A 19,108-nucleotide genomic window follows, 5' to 3' on the forward strand; every position below is an offset into this window, starting at 1 on the left:
CCGGCGCATCCGATGGCCGTTCACCATCGGGGCGAGGCTGAGCCATGGCGCGGTCTCTCAGCCTTGCGGCCTATCGGGTGCTCAGCTGGCGTGGTGTACATCCGCCGGGCAAGGATATGCCGGCCCGGCCAAAGGGTGAACTGGTCTGGATTCATGTGAACAACCGCGGCCGTTTCCCCGCGCTTTGCGATCTGTCCGAACGGCTGGTCGCCCAGCGCCCCGATCTGAGCCTGCTGTTCACCATCCCGGCGGACACGCGGGTCGATGACTGGATGGCGCCTTGCGGTCTGGTTTCGGTCCTGCCCGAAGACCATCCGGGCCCAGCCCGCCGGTTTCTGGATCACTGGCGCCCGGATTTGTGCCTGTGGTCGGGCGGAGCGCTGAAACCCAACCTGATCGACGAGACCGACAGCGCGGGCATTCCGATGCTGCTGATCGACGTCTCTGAGCGAGAGTTGCAGGCCCGCCGCCACCGCTGGCTGCCCGATCTGACGCGCACCATGCTGGACTGTTTCGACCTGATCCTGACCGATGGCGAGGCAACCGCGCGCTATGTGCGCCGGGCTGGCATCCCGCCAGCCAAGGTGCGTGTCTCAAGCCCGCTGCAGGTCAGCGCCAACCCGCCACCCTGGCCAGAAGAGGAACTGGTCGAGACCAACGCGACACTGGGCGGCAGGCCGGTCTGGCTGTCGGCCTGGACCCAGCCCAAGGAGTTCATCTCGGTGCTGACCGCGCATCGCCACGCGCTGCGGCTGCTGCACCGGCTCTTGCTGATCGTGCATGTGGCCGACCCGGCCGAGGCGGAACCGCTGCGCGCCCGGCTTGAGGCGATGGATTTGCGCTGCGCCGATTGGGATGCGGGCGACCGGATCGAGGATTCGACCCAGGTGGTGATCAGCGCCCATGCCGAGGATCTGGGCCTTTGGTACCGGATCTCGCCGCTGACATTCATGGGCAGCTCTCTCGAGTTCGGCACCGGCGGGCGCGATCCGCTGACGGCGGTGGCACTTGGGTCGGCGCTGCTTTACGGTCCGAATGTGCGTGCTCACATGGAGACATATGTGCGGCTGGCCTCGGCCGGTGCCGCGCGCTCGGTGCGCGATGCCGAGGCGCTGGGGCGCGAGGTCGTCGACCTTTTGGCCCCGGATGCGGCAGCGCGCATGGCGCTGGCCGGTTGGCAGGTGGCCACCGAAACCGCGCATCTGACCGACTCGTTGATCGAAATGGTGCAGGACCGGCTGGACCGGCGAAAGGCAGTTCATGCGAGCACCTGAGTTCTGGCAGAACGATCCCGCGCATCCGGGCTGGCAGTCGCGGCTGCTGGCACCGCTGGGCGCGCTGTATGCCCGCGCCACCGCGCGTCGGCTGGCAAAGGGCGATCCGGTTTCGGTGCCGGTACCGGTGATCTGCATCGGCAACCTGAACGCGGGCGGCACCGGCAAGACCCCCAGCGCGATCTGGGTCGCCGAACGGCTGCGCGATGCCGGGCACGAACCGCATGTGGTCACCCGTGGCTATGGCGGTACGCTCGAAGGCCCGGTGCAGGTCGATCCGCGCCGCCACCGCGCCGAGCAGGTGGGCGACGAGCCATTGCTGCTGGCTGCCTTTGCCGAGGTCTGGGTGGCCAAGGATCGCGCCGCAGGCACCCGCGCAGCAGCGGCGGCGGGGGCCAGCGTGATCATCCTGGATGACGGGTTCCAGAACCCGAGCGTCGCCAAGGATCTTTCGATTGTCGTGGTGGATGCGGCGCAAGGGTTCGGCAACGGTCGCTGCATTCCCGCCGGCCCTCTGCGAGAACCTGTGGCAACAGGTCTTGCCCGTGCCGATCTGGTTCTGGCCCTGGGAGATGCACAGGCACAGGAGCAGTTTCGCGACACCTGGGGCGCCGCGCTGAGTGTGCCGCTGGTCACTGCCGAGCTGAAGCCGCTGCGCACCGGTATGGACTGGGCCGCGACCCCGGTGCTGGCCTTTGCCGGGATCGGCAACCCGGCCAAGTTCTTTCGCACGCTTCGGGCCGAGGGCGCCGATCTGCGCCGGGCCGAGGCGCTGGACGATCACCAGCCGTTGACACCGGCGCTGATGACCCGGCTGGAAAACGAAGCGCGGCTTCTGGGTGCCCAGTTGGTGACGACCGAGAAGGATGCCGTGCGCCTGCCGCCCGCGTTCCGCTCCAAGGTCATCACCCTGCCCGTCCGGCTGGAGGTAGCGGAGGAGGACAGGCTGCGCGCCATCCTGCTGGCCGCAGCGCCGCCCCCGCCTTAGGCTCAGTTGCCCAGTTCGGCCTCGATCAGTGCCTTGAACCCGTCATAGGCCTGGTTCTCGACCTTCTTGCCGTTGATCATGAAGCTGGGGGTCGAGTTGATGTCATCCCGGGTCGCGTGTTCCTGGTACCATGCGACCAGGGTCTGCGCCTTGGTGGCGTCGCCCAGACAAGCCTCGAGCTTGTCATTCTCGATCCCGGCCAGGCGGCCGATCTTGCGCAGCTCCTCGGCGATCTCGGCCGGGCCACCGGCACGCGACCATTCGGCCTGCCCCTTGTAGATCAGGTCGGAGATGCCAAAGAATTTCTCGGGGCCCGCACAGCGCGCCACCATCGAGGCCCAGAGACCGTAGCGGTCGAAATACACCTCGCGATAGATGAAACGCACCTTGCCGGTGTCGATGAAATCGGCCTTGAGCTTCTTGTAGGGGCCTTCGTGAAACGCCGCGCAATGCGGGCAGGTATACGAGGCATATTCGATGACCTCGACCGGCGCGTCCTCGGCGCCCTGCACCATCTCGACAATGCTCGAGGTGTCGATCTCGGCCTGCTGCGCCTCGGCGCTGCCGACAAGCGGGTTGGCGGGCAGGTTGCCCTGTGACGGCAAGGTCAGCCAATAGGCCCCCGCCGCAATCGCCACACCGGCAAAGACCAAGGTTCCCAAACGGTTCATCTTTCTGCCCTTTCTCAAGATTTCTGTCTCGATAAAACGTTCTGGGCCAGCCTTTCAAGGGCCGCGCGCAAATCTTCATCTTTGGCGCCGTCGGCCACCCGCGCGGCCTCGGCCACGATTTCGGGACGCGGGGCGCTGGTGGCGGCCTTGGGGCGGTGCTCGAAGGTGGCCTGACCCTCGGCAAAACCGGTCGGCGCCGTCTGGGTGATGCGGACCCGGCTGATGGCGTTATAGCCATAGGCGGCGTTCACCCGTTCACGCAGCTGTTCCTTCTGCATTTCCAGCATCGGTGCCTGGGCACCGGTGGTCAGCACGGTCAGCGTCGCCCCAAAGCCGCCCTTGCCATAACCGATATTGACCGGACGGGCGATCGCGGCCAGATCCTGTCCGACGATCTCGGCCCAATGGGTCAGCACCCGACCCACCGCAAAACCGCGCGTTTCGCCAGTGCGGCGAATCTGGTCACCCAGCACGCTGGCGGTGCGCTTGAAGCCACGGGTCGAGGAACGTCTGCCTGTCATCTGGTATCCGACTCTGTTGCCGCTATTCTAAGGCTCAGACACCGGGGCACCAGTGAAACCGAAAGATGAGAGGAAGATTTCGTGCGCGACCTCCAACACTTTGACGTGAGCGGCGCGCTGCTCGACTGGTATGATCGCCACGCGCGCGAGATGCCCTGGCGGGTCGGACCCACCGACAGGGCAGCGGGCGTGCGCCCCGACCCCTATCGCGTCTGGCTGTCCGAGGTGATGTTGCAACAGACCACGGTGGCGGCGGTGCGCGACTATTTCCACCGCTTCACCGCCCGTTGGCCCACGGTCGCGGCGCTGGCCGCCGCCCCGGACGAGGCGGTGATGGGCGAATGGGCGGGCCTTGGCTATTACGCCCGCGCCCGCAACCTGCTGAAATGTGCCCGCGCGGTGAGTGAGGAGCACGGCGGGCAGTTCCCAGACAGCTACGAGGGGTTGATCGCCCTGCCCGGCATCGGCCCCTATACCGCCGCCGCCATCGCCGCCATCGCCTTTGACCGGGCCGAGACGGTGCTGGACGGCAATGTGGAACGGGTGATGGCGCGGCTCTACGATGTGCAGGAACCGCTGCCGGGGGTAAAGCCGGTGCTTAAGGAGCACGCCGCCGCATTAACCCCAACGGCGCGGCCCGGCGATCACGCCCAGGCTGTGATGGATCTGGGCGCGACGATCTGCACCCCGCGCGCGCCCGCCTGCGGTATCTGCCCGTTGCGCGCCCCCTGCCTGGCACGCCAGCGCGGCACCGCGCCCGATCTGCCCCGCAAGAGCCCCAAGAAGCCCAAACCGACCCGTCACGGGCATGTCTATCTGGCGCAGCGCGCCGATGGCGCCTGGCTGCTGGAACGGCGCCCGGACAAGGGCCTGTTGGGGGGCATGCTGGGCTGGCCCGGCTCGGACTGGTCCGAGGCGCCTGCCCCCTCGCCCCCGTTCGAGGCCCAATGGCGCGAACTGCCCGCAGAGGTGCGCCACACCTTTACCCATTTCCACCTGATCCTGCGCATTCACACGGCGCAGCTGCCCGAAACCATGGCGCCCGACGGGCTGGTGATCGTCGACAAGCACGCCTTTCGCCCATCGGACTTGCCGACAGTGATGCGCAAGGCCTTCGACCTCTGGCGCGGCCAATAGCGTCATGGGCAGGCCCCGAAAAAACGGTTATGTTTCAGACATTCAGATGTGGAGCCCGCGATGATCCCCACGGAAACCCTTGCGCGCTGGCAAAGTGCCGCGCCGTTCTGGTTGTCCTTTCTTCTGATCCCGCTGGTCTGGCTCGTGGCCAGCCAGGGCGGATGGTGGCTGTTGGCGGTGCCGCTGTCGACCTGGTGGGCCTTTGCCATCTACGACCAGGTAACGGGCCTGAATGAGGAAAACGCCGATCCCCAGACCGGAGACGGGGCGTTGGGATGGTACATCCTGCTGCCCAAGCTCTGGGTGCCACTGCAATTCGTCACGCTTTACGGGCTGATCTGGTACGCCACACGCGCCGATCACTTGTCGACCCTTGAAAAGATCGCGCTGTTCTTTGGGGTCGGTGTGATCACCGGCACCATCGGCATCAACTACTCGCACGAGCTGATGCATCAGAAGAACCGCTTCGAGCGCTGGCTGGGCGATATCCTGCTGGCGATGGTGCTTTATTCGCATTTCCGCTCTGAACATCTGCTGGTGCATCACCGCCATGTGGGCACCCCGCGCGACCCGGTCACTGCGCGTTACAACGAGGGGTTCCACCGGTTCTATCCGCGCGTTCTGGTGCAATGCCTGCGCTCGGCCTTTCGCGCCGAACGCGAGATGCTGGCCCGCAAGGACCGTCCATGGACAGATCCGGCAAACCCGTTCTGGCGCTATTGGGCCTTGCAGGGGGGCATGCTGGCGCTGGCCGGGCTGTTGGGAGGTTGGGCCGGGATCGGCCTGTTTCTGGTGCAGGCGGGCATTGCGATCTGGCAGTTGGAGCTGGTGAACTATGTCGAACATTACGGCCTGACCCGCAAACACCTGGGCGAGGGTAAATATGAACATGTGATGCCGCGCCATTCCTGGAACGCGGCGCAGAAGGCCTCGAACTGGCTGCTGATCAACCTGCAACGTCACTCGGACCATCATTACAAGCCTGACCGCCGGTTTCCTCTGCTGCAAAACCATACCGAGGCGGATGCGCCGCAACTGCCCTATGGCTATCCGGTGATGACGGTCGCGGCGATGATCCCGCCGCTTTGGCGGCGGGTAATGAACCCGCGCGTGCGGGCATGGCGGAAACGGTATTACCCCGAGATCACCGACTGGAAGCCCTATAACAAGGCACTGAACCCGGCGCCGCGTTAAGGCACTCTACAGAACCCAGACCGTCATCGGCGCGGCCATGCCGGGGATCGCCTCGTCCCGGCGCTCGTCGAACCCATCTGTCAGGATCGCCCCACCTTCGGCAAGAACCTTGCGGCGCAGATCGTCGCTGATCACGATCGAGGCGTCATAGACACGTGTCTGCGTTTCCAGCTTGGCGGCGACGTTCACCGTATTGCCGATCACCGCGAATTCCAGCCGGTTGGCGCCGATATCGCCCAGAACGGCGGGGCCATAGTGCACGCCGATCCCGGCCCGGATCTCGGGCTCGCCAGCACGGCGGCGTTCGCGGTTCCAGTCCCCGATCGTCTTGGCCATGGCGCGCGCGCAGGCCAATGCGTTGCTGCCGTCGCTCTGCCCGGCCACCGGGGTTCCGAAGGTCGCCATCAGCCCGTCCCCCAGATATTTGTCGAGCGTCCCGTGGTGACGGAACACCTCGCCCTCCATCCGGGCGTGAAAACCGCGCAGCACCTCGATCACCTCATAAGGGTCGCGCCCGGCGGCAAAGCGGGTAAAGCCGATGATGTCGATGAACAGCACGGCGATATCCTCTTGCCGCACCTGTTTCAGCGGCTCGTCATTCTGACTGAGCGCATCGACCACATTGGGCGAGAAATAGCGCGACAGGTTGGCGCGTTCGCGTTCCAGCCCGGCATTTGTGGTCAACAGCCGGTTGAAGCGCCGCACCGTCACCCCCAGGGTCACCGCAACAATCAGGAACACCACCACCTCTTGCACCCGCAGCTGAAGCATGAAGCTGTTTGGGTCCAACTGCTCGGCCACATCGGGGAAACCCGCAAATGCCGCCTGTGCCCGTGCGCTCAGCTCGGCAATCGGTTCGGATTGCCAGCGGGCGATCACCCAGCCCAATGTCCACAGCATCGCGGTCCATGTGCCGATGGTGATCACCGTGCGCCAGGAATAGGCCAGCGTGCCTGCGGCCAGAATGACAAAGAAATACTGGAAATTGTCGAACCGGTATTGCATGGCCAGTGGCCGGACATCGTCGGAAAGCGGGTTGGGTAACACCATGCCCAGCGTCATGATCAGCAGGTCGATCAGGATCAGCAGCAGTTCCAGCCGCGACTGTCCGACCCGCCCCGCCCGCCGGATGAACCAGCCATTGACCGCAAGCAGTGCCAATATGGCGTGATAATAGACCACGTCCCAATGGGGGTTCACAAAGACCAGCAGCACAGCGATCACCGCCATCGCGATCCAGCGCGCGCGCACCGCCAGTTCCAGCCCCTCGCGCTTGTGCTTGGTCAGTGCCGCCTGGGTAAAGCGGTTGTCGAAATCGAACTCATCGGGCTGGGTAAAGAAGAACCGCTCACGGCGCGGAGGCGCGACTGTGCTGTCGGTCATGGTTGCTTTCCTTCGTTCCTGCCCTCTCAGATAGGCACAATAGGCCATGCTGGTAACCGGGTGCGACAAAGAAAAAAGCCCCGCCGACATGCGGCGGGGCAAGGTGTAGTGCCATGTGTCAGGCCACAGGCACCGGCGGTATTCTTGGGGTTTTACGAGGTCAGTTTTCCAGTTCCGCCCGGATTTGCTGGCGCAACACGTCGATCGGCACGGTCTTGCCGTCACGTTTGAAGCACCAATAGGTCCAGCCATTACACGAGGGCGCGTTTTCCAGATGCGCGCCCACCTGATGGATGGAACCCTTGATATTCTGGCCGATCAGCGTGCCATCGGCGCGCACCTTGGCCTTGTGTCGCTGATTCATGCTGTACAGCTCTTCGCCCGGGCGCAGCATGCCCCGTTCGACCAGCTGGCCAAAGGGAATGCGCGGTTCGGCCCGTTTGCTGGCGCTGACTTCCAGCGCCTCGCGGTCGAACTTGCGCACCTTGGCGATGCGCTTCTCGGCAACCTTGCGATAGGCCTCCTCGCGCTCGATCCCGATGAATTCGCGGCCCAGCATCTTGGCCACCGCGCCGGTGGTGCCGGTGCCAAAGAACGGGTCCAGCACCACGTCGCCCGGATTGGTCGAGCTGACCAGAACCCGGTGCAGCAGCGCCTCGGGCTTTTGCGTCGGATGCGCCTTGTCGCCGTTTTCGTCCTTGATCCGCTCGTGCCCAGTACAGATCGGCATCACCCAGTCGCTGCGCATCTGCACGCCTTCGTTCAGCGCCTTGAGCGCTTCGTAGTTGAAGGTGTATTTGCCGCCTTCGGATTTCGAGGCCCAGATCATCGTCTCATGCGCGTTGGTGAACCGCTTGCCACGGAAATTCGGCATCGGGTTCGATTTGCGCCAGACCACGTCATTGAGGATCCAGTACCCCGCATCCTGCAGCGCCGATCCGACCCGGAAGATGTTGTGATAGGACCCGATCACCCAGATCGCGCCATTGGGTTTCAACAGCCGCCGCGCGGCTTTCAGCCAGGCACGGGTGAACTGATCATAGGCGGCAAAGCTGGAAAACTGGTCCCAGTGGTCATCGACCGCGTCCACCTGGCTGTTGTCGGGGCGATGCAGCTGGCCCTTGAGTTGCAGGTTATACGGCGGATCGGCAAAGATCAGATCCACCGACGCCTCTGGCATCGCGTTCATCACGTCGATGCAGTCGCCGGATACAATCGTGTTTAAAGGGAGCGCGGTTGCGCCCTTTGTCTTGGTCGTCGTCATGGTCTGCCTCAAGTTCCACGGCGCTTTTTGCGCTCATTTGGTTGATGACAGGATGAGTCAAACGGGATTCGCGGTCAATTTCTTTTTTGAATCAGGAGGTTACGATTTACTCTTGATACAATATCTTGTGTACCGTCTTGAACGAACGCCTATGGTGTGGGGTTACACCAAGATTTTGCAAAGCGGAGCGATGCTCTTTTGTCGGATATCCGGCGTTGCGCTCCCAGCCGTAGCCGGGATGCTGTTGCGCCAAATCCACCATCAGCCGATCGCGCCATGTTTTTGCCACAATCGAGGCCGCCGCAATCGACACCGACCGCCCGTCACCCTTGATCACCGCCTCTGCCGGGCAGCTCAGCCCGGCGGGGATCAGGTTGCCGTCGATCAGCAGGAAATCGGGCGCGGGGTTCAGCGCAGCGACCGCGCGTTCCATCGCCAGATGCGAGGCGCGCAAAATGTTGAGAGCGTCGATCTCCTCGACGCTGGCCTCGGCGATACTCACCTGGGCATTGGCATGCAGGATATCGTATAGCCGCTCGCGCCGGGCCGCGGTCAACTTCTTGGAATCATTCAACCCTTCGGGAATGGCTCCCGGGTCCAGCACCACCGCAGCCGCGACCACCGGCCCCGCCAGCGGGCCGCGCCCGACCTCGTCAACGCCAGCGATACGGATATGGCCCTGCGCTGCCAGGGCCGCCTCTAGTTGGTAATCGGGCTGTGTCATACCCCTTGATTGACCGCAATTCACGCCCCGGGACAAGCAAAAAGGCAGGGAGCTGCGCCCCCTGCCAGGCGGCCCGTTACGGGCCATCTGCTCGATCTTATTGCGAATAGGCGACGCGATAGCCGAACTGGCGCAGGCAGTTGGGCTCATAAGCGTTGCGGGTCCGCTCGCCATTCCAATAGGAGACCTTGCATTGCTGCGGCAGGCTGTTGGCGTGGCCGTAATGGCGCGACAGGCAACGTGCGCCCAGCACCGGCCCCTGCCCGCGATAGCCGTCCGCCTCGCGCAGGCAGCGCGACGGCAGGTTATAGCGTGCCACCTCGGTGGGCAGCGGCTTGGCGCGGCGATGCGGATCATGTGTCGGATACGGGTTATGCTGATTGCGGGTGGCCTGCTCTTGCTGGCGGCGGCGGTCCTTCTTCTTGTCATAGTGATGAACGGCGGCACCCAGGATGGCGATGGCCGCCAGACCACCCAGAATGTCATGTGCGTCGGCGGCACGAGCCTGGCTGACAGAGACACCGGTGACGGCGATGGCGGTGGACAGGACAAGGGCGATGAACTTGCGGTGCATGAGAGGGATCCTTTCGGTTGTCTGTTCTCTGGCCCGCATCGTCACGGGCGGTGGTGATGGGTCAAACCTGCGCCCACCCCGCCCGGACAAGCAATATCGCCCCCCTGTTATCCGATATCAGACCCGCTATCGCCCTGCGGTTATTGAATATCCTCGGTTCAGGGCGCAGGATGCAGTCCATGAGACAGCTATCAAAAACCCTGGCCGTTCTGGCCCTGATCGCGGCCCCCGCCAGCGCCGGCGCCGCCGAATGCTATGCCGATTACAAGGCCAAGCAGGAACAACCGCTGCGACTGCATTACGGTGTGATGCAGGTGTCCAGCTGCTCGGCCGGACAGGCCGCACCCGAGGTCGCCGCCCGCCTGCAAGCCGCCGGCTGGACCCTGCTCAACGTGCTTTCGGTCTTTGGGCCCGAAGGACTGGACCAGAGGAAGGCCGATGCCGGACCCTATTTTCTCCGTTTCTGACGCGCGCCGGTCGGGCACGCGGCTGATCGGTTTCGGCATTGGCGCCATTGTCGTCATCCTGGCGACGGCAGCCACCTTTCTGTTGCTGACCCTGCCCGACGCCAACGCGTTCAACGCCCGGGTCGAGCGGGTGTTCATCGAAAACGACCTGACCACCCAGGCCGAGATCCGGCTGCTGGAAATTCTGGCCCAATCCGGCACCGCCTTTGCCGATACCCTGTCGAGCTATCGCATGGTGATCTTCGTGCTGCTGGTCTTTGCCAGTGCCATGATGATCGCGGCGCTGGCCTTTCTGGTGATGCTGGTGCTGCTCAACCGGCGCATGGCGCAGATCGAGCGCACCGGCATTCAGGTGACCTCGCTGCTGATCAGCCGCGAGGAGAACACGGTCTATCTCAACAACATGGAATTCCAGCTGACACCCGCCGCCATCGAGACCCTCGCCGTGCTGGCCGAGGCGCGGATGGACGACGACGTGCTGTCGGGCGCCCAGATCGAGGCCGTGATCTCGGGCCGGGATGCCTCCGATTGCGAAGAGGCCGCTGGTGCCACCCGGATCAAGCGGTTGCGCGACACGCTGGGCAACCAGATGATCAGCGCCCTGCTGGTCAAGAATATCGCCAAGCGTGGCTACATGCTGGCGATCGAGAAAAGCGTGATCCAGATGGTCTGACGCATCAGTGATTGGGGGACTCGCGGCCCGGTGCCGGGCGTTGGCGCGGCTGCGCGGGCGGCCAGGCCGGACAGGCGCAATTGGCACGGTTGTCCAGGATCAGTTCGTCCCGGATATGCGAGCAGGTCGGTGGCGGCGGCACCGAGAGCCAGGCGGGCCGGTTCGTCGCCTGGCAGACCGCGATACAGATGCATTGATCCCGCGTCGGCTGCGGATAGAGGCTTTGCTGCGCCTCAAGGGGCACAAGCGGGATACTGACAAGAACCGTCATCAGAAGCGATCGCATCACCGGCCTCACCGATATTTTCAAATTCGTGCCCTTGGCATTCGCCCCACCTCTCCCCATCCTAGAACCTGTCGGGCAAACAGGAGGGTGTCGATGAACGTCCATGCCACGCCAAGGGCCCAGAGCTATGAGATCAGTATCGAGCCGCTCGAGGGCAAGGTCGAGGTCTATCGCAACGATGTGCTGCTTGCGGCGACGACCCGCGCAAAGGTGATGTACGAAACCCGCCTTGCGCCGACCGTCTACATCCCGCGCGAGGACCTGCTGGTGCCATTGGGAGAACCGAGCGAGTTGCAGACCTTTTGCCCCTTCAAGGGCACCGCCAGTTATCGCGACCTGTTTATCGGAGACGAGCGGATCGCCAACGCGGTCTGGTCTTATGACACGCCGCTGCCGGAAAGCGCCGGAATCCGCGGCTATGTCGGTTTCATGCCGCAGGCGCACACCCGGATCGAACTGGGTGACAACACCCTGCAAGAGGCGGCGGGCGGCCATGTCAGCGGCCCGTTGGTCGATTGGCTCTTGCGGGGCGCGGCCTCGTTCCGCACCGCCGAGGAGTTCACCCGCGCTCTCGCCGAAAAGATGCTGGACCACGGGATCGCAGTGTCCAGGCTTAGCGTTCTGGCCTGGTCGCTGCATCCGCTGATCGCGGGCAAGCACTACATCTGGGAGAAGGGCAAGGCCGAGATCTCGACCTATGCGCCGACCTATGAAATCCACGATCACCCGGCCTTTACCAACAGCCCGCTCCGGCATGTCTCGAATGGTCTGGGCGGTGTCCGGCAGCGGCTGGCCGATGGGCCGACCGAGACCGAGTTCCCGATCATGCAGGAGTTGCGCGCGCAAGGTGCCACCGATTATGTCGCCATGCCGATGCCGTTTTCCGATGGCCGCATCAACGTGCTGACCCTGAGCTGCGATCACCCTGACGGGTTCACCACCGCCAATCTGGGCCTGATCTTCGAATGCTCTGCCGTGATCGGTCGTTTCTACGAAGTGTTCATGCAGCGTGAGAACGCCCAGTCGCTGCTGGAAACCTATGTAGGCAAACGCAGTGGCGCGCGGGTGTTGGGCGGTGAAATCCGCCGCGGCGACGGCGACGAGATCGACGCCGCCATCATGTTCTGCGACCTGCGCGGGTCGACCCGGCTTGAAGAGGAGCTGGGTCGCGGCCCCTATATCGGGACGCTCAACAGGTTCTTCGAGACCGTTTCCGAGATCGTGCATGCCCATGACGGCGAGGTGCTGAAGTTCATCGGCGACGCGGTTCTGGCGGTATTCCCGGCCGGGGTGGATGCGCAGAGCGCCCATCGTCAGGCGATGGCATCGGCAACCGAGATCGTGACCGCTCTGGGCCAGCCTTCCGAGGGCGCGCTTGCGCTGGAGTGCTCGATCGGGCTGGCTTATGGCCGGGTCACCTATGGCAATGTTGGTTCAAAGGAGCGTCTGGATTTCACGGTGATCGGTCAGGCCGCAAATATCGCGGCGCGACTGGGTGACTATGGTAAGGCGGTGGGCCACAGGATCGTGGTGTCCGAAGACATCGAAAGCGCCTGCAGCAATTGCCTGCCTCTGGGTGAGGTCGCATTGCATAACGTGTCCCACCCCGTGACCTGCTATGCTGTCGAAGTGGACCGGGCCAAGCTGCCGGCAAAGCAGCCGGAGTGCTGAGCGCGACTGCCGTTCAACGCAGGTTGCCAAGCAGCGTCAGGGCATTCTGGGCCGCCGAAGAACCGGCAAACTGACTGTTGATCTGCGAGCGGGCCAGATAGGCGATCGTCACCTTTTCGACCATCTCCGGGTCGGTGAACTGCGATACTTGCGGCGACCCGGTCAGGCGCTGCAGCTTGTCCTGGAAAATCTCCAACTGCTTGTCGATATCGACGCTTCCCAGACCCGAGGGCAGGCCCAGCGCCGTTTCCATCATCTTGCGCAGCGGCGGAATGCCCATCAGGCTGAACCACTTTGCATTGTCGCTGGAACGGTCGTCGGCCAGGGCCTTCAGCTCGTGCTGGGCATAAAGCGCGATCCGCATGGTTTCATCCTGCGCGCCGACGGCCTGCTCGAACCCTGCCGCCTCGTTCTTGGCAACGATATCCTCCATGAAGGTGACGAGACCAGTGGTACGGATTTCGCCCGGGCCCAGCCCGAAGGCCTTGGAAAACTCGCGATAGCGCTTGTCGGACAGTTTGTTGGCCAGCGCATCGGACGACGTGGTCCCGTCCTCAAGGATCTTTCGTACGAAATAGGTGTTGTTCAGATCGTCCTCCAGGCCAAACGCCCCCAAGGCCACCTGAAGCAACCGGCGGTCCGATACCAGGTCCTCGGCCGTTTTGACCTGGCCGATCTTCTCCATGAAGTAAGAGCTTTCGCGGTTGCGAACGGTGGAATTGGAGAAGCTTTGCGCCTGAGCGTCATAGGTTCGCTGCAGGAACCGCCAGCCGGCTATGCCGCCAGATATCAGAACCGGCTGGTAACTCATTGCGGTCGCAGCGCCAAGATGCGCTCCTCGCGGGGCAGAAGGGTGCGCAGCGCCTTGAGGCATTTATAGGGGTGATCCGCAACCAATGCCTCGGTCGCCTGTGCCAGCGCCTTGCGGCTGTCGGGATCGGTGAAGACCTGACTCAGCTCCTCGATCCGGCGCAAAAGCGACATCTTGGCCTGATCCGGATCGCTGTCGCCAGAGAGAACCAGCTGAGCGGCATAACAGACCCGGCGCACCGGGGTTGTCGCCTCTTCGGGATGGATCGCATCGCGCAGGCGCAGGATATTGGCGTCGGGTGTCATGATCGACAATCTGCCACGACGGTCGCCGTTCTCGATCACCGCCCCATTGATCAGCACCCGTTCCTTGGGCGCCAGTTTCAGGACCAAACCGCTCATTCCCTCGCGCCTCCTTGACGCAGGCCGCGCAGCACGGCCGTGTTGATTTCAAGCAAGGGGCGTGGCGATGCCTCGCGGCGCAATACCTTGCTGGTATGTACCTGGGTGAACTCGGCCAGATAGAACAGCCGGGCCCGAAGATCAGGCGGCAGCGCGTTTTCGCCCTCTGCCACATTGGCCGCCAGAACCCCCCACAGCCGGTTGTTTTCGTGCAACGCCTCGACCAGTTCCCCGAATCCCGCGCGCCCGCGCTTGGCGGCGCTGTGCATGCGGTGAGTGATCCGGGACAGGACTTCGTATTCCATGTTCCGTGGCGTCCGGGTCGGAGCCGAAGCGGCCGAGTAGGCCTGTCGTGCCTGAAGAAGCGCGTTCACGTGATGTCCTTACTGTTGGGAAATGTCGGCAGGGGGACCGGGGCGCGAACGCCCCGGCCGTATCGCTTAACGGAACAGCGACAGGATCGACTGCGGTGCCTGGTTGGCGATGGACAGCGACTGAACCGCCAGCTGCTGCTGAACCTGCAGCGCCTGCAAGCGCGCCGAGACCTCTTCCATATCCGCATCCACCATCGAACCGATGCCCGACTTCAGCGAGTCGGTGAGATTGGAGATGAAGGTCTTCTGCGTCTCGATCCGCCCCTGAACAGAGCCAAAGGCCGCAGCCGCATCGATCGATGTGTCGATCAGGGTTTCGATCGAGCCCAGGGCAGCTGCCGCACCGGCAGAGTTCGACACGTCGATAGCCGCCAGCGCACCCAGACCGCCAGAGTTGGCGTTGGAGAACTGACCCGACACCTGCAGACTGTCGGTGCCGTCATTGGTGATCACCAGCCGACCCGAGTTTGCGGCGTTGTAGTCCACCGTAACATTCGCGCCGGAGGCCTCGATCGCCGCCTTCATGCCGACCGCGATCACATCCGCTTGGGAAGTCGATGCGATGTCTTCAGCAGTGACGGTATAGTTCACCTCGGTATCGCCAAGCCGAATGGTGAAGCTGTCACCTGCCGCATAAGCGGCGGTGCCCTGCGGCTCGAACTCGATCTGGCCGTTATCGTCGGTGCCGCCATTGGCATCCAGCGAGAAACCGAACGTGTCCTGACCGTCCGCCGACACACCATCGGTGTTGGTGGCATCGAACACCGCCTTTGCGGTGTAGCCGCCGGTAGACAGGTTCTGACCAGTCACGGTGATCGACGAAGCGGTCACATTGCCCGCGTTGTCACGATCAAGCGAGGACAGGACCGAAGCCGAAGCGGCAGTCCCGTCGACCAGGTTCAGCCCGTTGAACTGGGCCGCGCCCACAACCGCCGAAATCTGGTCTTTCAGCGCGGTGACGTCGGCATTGATCTTGTTGCGATCGACGTTGTCTTCTTGTGCGGCAACGATCTTGCCCTTCATCTGGGTCAGCAGGTCGGTCACGGTTTCGGCCGCGTTGCGGGCAACCGCGACGGTCGATTCACCCAGGCTCAGGCTGTCCTTGATTGCCTTGAACCCCTTGACGTCGGATTCCATCACTTTCGAGATGGCCCAGACGGCCGAGTTGTCCTTGGCGGTGGCCACGTTCTTGCCGGTCGAGATGGCGTTCTGGGTCTGACCCAGGTTCATGTTGACCGACTTGAGGGTCTGCAGCGCCACCATTGCGCCATTGTTCGTCAGAATGCTGGACATAGCATCATCCTTTGATCTTGTGGGCCTTTGGCCCGGGTTTGCATCCGCCCCTTCAGGCGTTCGGAAACGTCTTTCTGACGAGTGCGAAAGTCCGGGAACCGGTCTCGCGCCACACTCATTCCGAGGTGCGACGCCAGATTTGCCCCCGATCCCCTAATGGATTGCTAAAGCGGGCCTGTTGCATTCCGCGAATTTGACTCAATTGCCCGATCACGCCCGTTTCTCCAGCCGTGTCTTGGCCGGCGTCGCAAAGCGATGCTTCTGGCCTGCGCTGTCATAGGTCTCGAGCCCCTGCCTGACCCTGCGCAGTTCCGACATGCGGTTCGCGACCGCCCGAATACCCTCCAGTGCGCTGTTCAGCAGGGCCTGGTTACGGGTCACTTTCTGATGAAGCGGGCTCAGCTGGTCGCGGCGCAATTCGGGAGCGGCATTGATTCGTTCGACCAGCCTTTCCTTTTCGTCCGTCATCCGTCCCAGCTGATCCAGTTCGCCGCGCACCAGCGCGCCACGTTCCAGCTCCAGCAGCTCATCAAGTGAGGTGATCAAGTCGTCGAGGTCTTCATTGTCCATTTTGGGACTCCTTCAATGCGTTGAAGAGTGATTCGGCCAATCCGATACCGCCTGACTTGGCCAGTTGGTCGGCCTGTTGACGGACCAGAAAGGAAGAGAACTGCTCCTCTCCGGCGCCTCCGCCAAAGGCATCGCGCGCCTTGCCCAGGCCAGAGGCCTTCAGCATCTCGGCCAGGAACGTCGCTTCCAGCTCGACCGCGACCGCGCGCAGGGCGCTGTCAGGCGACGTCGCTTTGCCGGATCGGGGTTCGATAGGGACTGTCGTAGATATGTCCATTGGGCGCCTCGAAATTGTTTCGAACTTTCCCGATCAGACAGATAAGCGGTTAAAATAAACGTAACCGGTTTGCGGCAATGGTCAGGCTCGCAACGAAAGAAATTCGCATGACCGGACTGACGAGTTCCAACATCCTGCCGCTTGCCGGCCAGACAGCAAAGCCAGGCGCGCCAGCCCCTCAAGCCGATCCGCGCAGCGGGCGCACGCATGGTGATTTCGCCGCCGTGTTCCAAGAAGGAATCACAGCAGCACCGCCCCAAGAAAATGCCGTGACCAAAGAGAGTGACACCGCAGTCGCCGAGGAAGAAACCCTGACCGGCGAGCAGACCGAAAGTCTCAAAGATGGGGCGAAAGTCAAAGATCGGGGCGCGCCAATGGCGCTTGCTCCGCAGCAGGAACCGCCACGCGCAAGCCGATCTCAAAGCAGCGATCGCAAGGAAAATGCCCATCGCGGCGATACCCGTTCCGCCGAGCGTCTGAACACGGCCCCGAATGTCGCGGATCAAGCAGCCCAAACGCGCCAGACGGAAAGGCCTCGCTCAACACGGGTCAGCAACGAGAACTCGGTTTCGACCACACTGGTACGACCGGATCAGCCCGGACATTCCGCCGCCCGCCGGGAACTGCCAGCCGACCCTTGGCTCCGGTTCCGCTTTTCATCGGTGTCCGAGGCCGCGCCGCAAGAGCGAGTCGTTTCAAAGGTGTATGACCGGTCGGAGAAACCACATCCTGCCGGTACGCCGCAAGAGCTGCCTGTCGGTGATGGTCAGATGAGACTCGCACCCTCACAAGCGCAAGGCGCTGGCCCGTCGACCGCACCCGGCACCATTCATTTCGCGGCCCCCCAAAGCAAGAACGCCCCTGCTGACAGCGATAGGGAGCGAATGCATGAGGGAGGAGAGACTGCCAGAAAGATATCGATCCAAACTCGGGACCCGAGCCAGTTTAATCCGGTCCCTACAGCCGAAGAGATCTCTCTCGCCGTTGCAACGAGTTCCGAGGCCGTTGCAAATGCGAGCGCTCGTTCCGAGTCCGCCTCCGCCTCTCCCGCTGCAAAGGGAATGGCCCGGGCATATCCTGGAGAGTCCGAGCTGACTGGCCCGCTTGCGAATCAGCGATCGCAACCGGGGCGTCGAGATCACGCTGCTGAGGCCGTTCCGGTCGGGCCAGCGCGGTCCACGAGCCAGGAGCAGCGTATATCCTCGCTCCCTCCCCAGCGTGGTCAATCACGGCCACCGCGCGCCGGGCACACGGATTCCGCCCCAATGGCCCCCGCGGCAACCGGGGCCGCCTCCCCAGCCACCCCTGATAGAAAGACGGAACCTCTTGGCGAGATGCTGCCAGTACAGGCAAAGGTCAGAGATGGAGCACCCAGATTGCAGCAGGAACAGGCCATTGGCGGCAAAGAAGCGAGGCAGCCGATCCGCGTCTTTGCACAGTCGAAAGGTGCACCAGACCAGCGGATGACCCAGTTCCAGGCGGCGCCAACACCTGTCGCGGTCGGCATTTCGGACCGGCTGGTGCCCGCGCAAAGCGCCGCGTCGCAGACCGGAGCGCCCGTCGCGCAACCGGCCAGCGGAGGCGTTGATGAGCGGGAAATGCCGCGCCCATCTGCCCAGGATGATATCCAGACGAGGCCGCTTGTGATAGCGGAGCGCAAAGCTGGTGCCCCCAACACCAATCCTGACCAGCTACCGACCACACCCGAATCGTCGGGCCCGAAAGACAGAACCGTTAGGGTATCTGACACCGCACTGTCACCGCGTGAGCCCGCGCCACCACTGCGTGAGACTGCACTGCAGCCACGTGAGGTGGCACCGCTACTCCGCGTGGCCGCACCGCTACCTCATGAGGTAGCACCGCCACTGCGTGAGGCAGAAACGCCACCTCGTGAGGCTATATCACCACGGGGTGAAGCACCAATGCCACTGCGCGAGGTTGCGTCGCCGCCTCTTCAGCCGGGCGTTCGCACCAGCCAGGCAGCACAGCCCGCAGTGTTTGGAACCGTAGCACCCCACCAGGCATCCGTCGTGCAGGTGGGAGTCCGCTCTGGACCAGCCATGGAGCACCGGCCCGACCAGCCTTTGGACATCGCCTTGGCCGCTCCAACCACGTCCGGTATCTCGCCCGCGGCGGCTCCTCCGGCGACTCCCGCCGAAGCGGCCCGCCAGATTGCCGGGCAACTCGCCACGGCCGTAACCAATCAGCCCGACAGCGGCAGCATCGAGATCGCACTCGACCCTGAGGAGCTGGGGCGGGTTCAGATGAACCTGAAAACCCGTGGGGATATCTTGACCCTGACGATCGCGACCGATCGGCCGGAGACGCTTGATCTGATGCGGCGCCACATCGATCAGCTGGCGACGGAGTTTCGCGAAATGGGCTACAAGGACATCGCATTCAACTTTGGAGGATCGCAAACCGATGCGCGGGGCGGTGGGCACGGACAGCCGGGGGATGATGCCCATGCCGGGCAACCGCTCGATATCGAGCATACCGGAACCACCCCGGATCGCCCCCGGATCTCCGCCGGCGGACTGGATATGAGGCTTTGA

21 protein-coding genes are annotated in these 19,108 nt (G+C 63.5%); 8 read left to right on the top strand and 13 right to left on the bottom strand.

All coding sequences use genetic code 11. The features are described 5' to 3' along the window. Window positions 1-44 precede the first annotated feature (44 nt). Complete coding sequence (locus tag SPO_RS17435; protein WP_011049127.1) at window positions 45-1,274, top strand: 3-deoxy-D-manno-octulosonic acid transferase; 1,230 nt, start codon at window positions 45-47, stop codon at window positions 1,272-1,274. Further along, window positions 1,261-2,262, top strand: a complete 1,002-nt coding sequence (gene lpxK / locus SPO_RS17440) for a tetraacyldisaccharide 4'-kinase (protein WP_011049128.1) — start codon at window positions 1,261-1,263, stop codon at window positions 2,260-2,262. The genes SPO_RS17435 and lpxK overlap by 14 nt, the downstream gene beginning before the upstream one ends. A 2-nt stretch (window positions 2,263-2,264) precedes the next feature. Here the strand turns inward: lpxK and SPO_RS17445 are convergent, their stop codons facing one another. Together SPO_RS17445 and SPO_RS17450 are read right to left on the bottom strand one after the other, a co-directional pair. Next, on the bottom strand, window positions 2,265-2,933 hold the full coding sequence (locus tag SPO_RS17445) for a DsbA family protein (RefSeq protein ID WP_011049129.1): 669 nt from the start codon (window positions 2,931-2,933) through the stop codon (window positions 2,265-2,267). Window positions 2,934-2,947: 14 nt separating this feature from the next. Then, window positions 2,948-3,454: a DUF721 domain-containing protein gene (locus SPO_RS17450; protein ID WP_011049130.1), complete on the bottom strand. Its 507-nt coding sequence runs from the start codon at window positions 3,452-3,454 to the stop codon at window positions 2,948-2,950. Window positions 3,455-3,535: 81 nt separating this feature from the next. Between SPO_RS17450 and mutY the strand changes: the two genes are divergently transcribed. Beyond that, window positions 3,536-4,591: an A/G-specific adenine glycosylase gene (gene mutY / locus SPO_RS17455; RefSeq protein ID WP_011049131.1), complete on the top strand. Its 1,056-nt coding sequence runs from the start codon at window positions 3,536-3,538 to the stop codon at window positions 4,589-4,591. Window positions 4,592-4,651: 60 nt separating this feature from the next. After that, on the top strand, window positions 4,652-5,785 hold the full coding sequence (locus tag SPO_RS17460; protein WP_011049132.1) for an alkane 1-monooxygenase: 1,134 nt from the start codon (window positions 4,652-4,654) through the stop codon (window positions 5,783-5,785). A gap of 6 nt (window positions 5,786-5,791) precedes the next feature. Here SPO_RS17460 and SPO_RS17465 read toward each other — a convergent pair whose 3' ends face one another. The 4 genes from SPO_RS17465 to SPO_RS17480 all read right to left on the bottom strand — a co-directional run bounded on the left by SPO_RS17465 (window position 5,792) and on the right by SPO_RS17480 (window position 9,730). After that, window positions 5,792-7,168, bottom strand: a complete 1,377-nt coding sequence (locus SPO_RS17465; RefSeq protein ID WP_011049133.1) for an adenylate/guanylate cyclase domain-containing protein — start codon at window positions 7,166-7,168, stop codon at window positions 5,792-5,794. 160 nt (window positions 7,169-7,328) lie between these two features. After that, on the bottom strand, window positions 7,329-8,432 hold the full coding sequence (locus tag SPO_RS17470) for a site-specific DNA-methyltransferase (protein ID WP_011049134.1): 1,104 nt from the start codon (window positions 8,430-8,432) through the stop codon (window positions 7,329-7,331). 106 nt (window positions 8,433-8,538) lie between these two features. After that, window positions 8,539-9,156, bottom strand: a complete 618-nt coding sequence (locus SPO_RS17475; RefSeq protein ID WP_044028747.1) for a ribonuclease HII — start codon at window positions 9,154-9,156, stop codon at window positions 8,539-8,541. Window positions 9,157-9,253: 97 nt separating this feature from the next. Further along, window positions 9,254-9,730: a hypothetical protein gene (locus SPO_RS17480; protein ID WP_030003262.1), complete on the bottom strand. Its 477-nt coding sequence runs from the start codon at window positions 9,728-9,730 to the stop codon at window positions 9,254-9,256. 179 nt (window positions 9,731-9,909) lie between these two features. On the opposite strand from SPO_RS17480, the gene SPO_RS17485 reads away from it, so the two are divergent. Further along, window positions 9,910-10,197, top strand: a complete 288-nt coding sequence (locus SPO_RS17485) for a hypothetical protein (protein ID WP_193385768.1) — start codon at window positions 9,910-9,912, stop codon at window positions 10,195-10,197. After that, entirely contained in the window at window positions 10,169-10,870 is a 702-nt protein-coding gene (locus SPO_RS17490) for a winged helix-turn-helix domain-containing protein (RefSeq protein ID WP_011049137.1), read from the top strand. The genes SPO_RS17485 and SPO_RS17490 overlap by 29 nt, the downstream gene beginning before the upstream one ends. Window positions 10,871-10,874: 4 nt before the next feature. On the opposite strand, the gene SPO_RS17495 is transcribed toward SPO_RS17490, so the two are convergent. Further along, window positions 10,875-11,141 carry a hypothetical protein gene (locus SPO_RS17495; RefSeq protein WP_158454188.1) on the bottom strand — a complete coding sequence of 89 codons (267 nt, stop codon included), beginning with the start codon at window positions 11,139-11,141 and terminating at the stop codon, window positions 10,875-10,877. A gap of 108 nt (window positions 11,142-11,249) precedes the next feature. On the opposite strand from SPO_RS17495, the gene SPO_RS17500 reads away from it, so the two are divergent. After that, complete coding sequence (locus SPO_RS17500; protein ID WP_011049138.1) at window positions 11,250-12,827, top strand: DUF427 domain-containing protein; 1,578 nt, start codon at window positions 11,250-11,252, stop codon at window positions 12,825-12,827. 13 nt (window positions 12,828-12,840) lie between these two features. Here the strand turns inward: SPO_RS17500 and SPO_RS17505 are convergent, their stop codons facing one another. The 6 genes from SPO_RS17505 to SPO_RS17530 all read right to left on the bottom strand — a co-directional run bounded on the left by SPO_RS17505 (window position 12,841) and on the right by SPO_RS17530 (window position 16,553). Then, the gene (locus SPO_RS17505; RefSeq protein WP_011049139.1) at window positions 12,841-13,638 is read right to left on the bottom strand and encodes a DUF1217 domain-containing protein; all 798 of its coding nucleotides are present in this window, start codon (window positions 13,636-13,638) and stop codon (window positions 12,841-12,843) included. Further along, window positions 13,635-14,039: a flagellar biosynthesis repressor FlbT gene (gene flbT / locus SPO_RS17510; RefSeq protein ID WP_011049140.1), complete on the bottom strand. Its 405-nt coding sequence runs from the start codon at window positions 14,037-14,039 to the stop codon at window positions 13,635-13,637. The genes SPO_RS17505 and flbT overlap by 4 nt, the downstream gene beginning before the upstream one ends. After that, window positions 14,036-14,413, bottom strand: coding sequence for a flagellar biosynthesis regulator FlaF (flaF, locus tag SPO_RS17515; RefSeq protein ID WP_011049141.1), 378 nt, complete (start codon window positions 14,411-14,413; stop codon window positions 14,036-14,038). The genes flbT and flaF overlap by 4 nt, the downstream gene beginning before the upstream one ends. A 66-nt stretch (window positions 14,414-14,479) precedes the next feature. Next, window positions 14,480-15,706, bottom strand: coding sequence for a flagellin (locus SPO_RS17520; RefSeq protein ID WP_011049142.1), 1,227 nt, complete (start codon window positions 15,704-15,706; stop codon window positions 14,480-14,482). A gap of 210 nt (window positions 15,707-15,916) precedes the next feature. Continuing rightward, on the bottom strand, window positions 15,917-16,276 hold the full coding sequence (locus tag SPO_RS17525; protein ID WP_011049143.1) for a flagellar protein FlgN: 360 nt from the start codon (window positions 16,274-16,276) through the stop codon (window positions 15,917-15,919). Continuing rightward, window positions 16,266-16,553, bottom strand: a complete 288-nt coding sequence (locus tag SPO_RS17530) for a rod-binding protein (RefSeq protein ID WP_011049144.1) — start codon at window positions 16,551-16,553, stop codon at window positions 16,266-16,268. Before SPO_RS17530 ends, SPO_RS17525 begins: the two co-directional genes overlap by 11 nt. A 2,060-nt stretch (window positions 16,554-18,613) precedes the next feature. On the opposite strand from SPO_RS17530, the gene SPO_RS23125 reads away from it, so the two are divergent. Continuing rightward, the gene (locus tag SPO_RS23125) at window positions 18,614-19,108 is read left to right on the top strand and encodes a flagellar hook-length control protein FliK (RefSeq protein WP_044028753.1); all 495 of its coding nucleotides are present in this window, start codon (window positions 18,614-18,616) and stop codon (window positions 19,106-19,108) included.

This window comes from Ruegeria pomeroyi DSS-3 (assembly GCF_000011965.2).
GTDB classification, from domain to species: Bacteria; Pseudomonadota; Alphaproteobacteria; order Rhodobacterales; family Rhodobacteraceae; genus Ruegeria_B; species Ruegeria_B pomeroyi.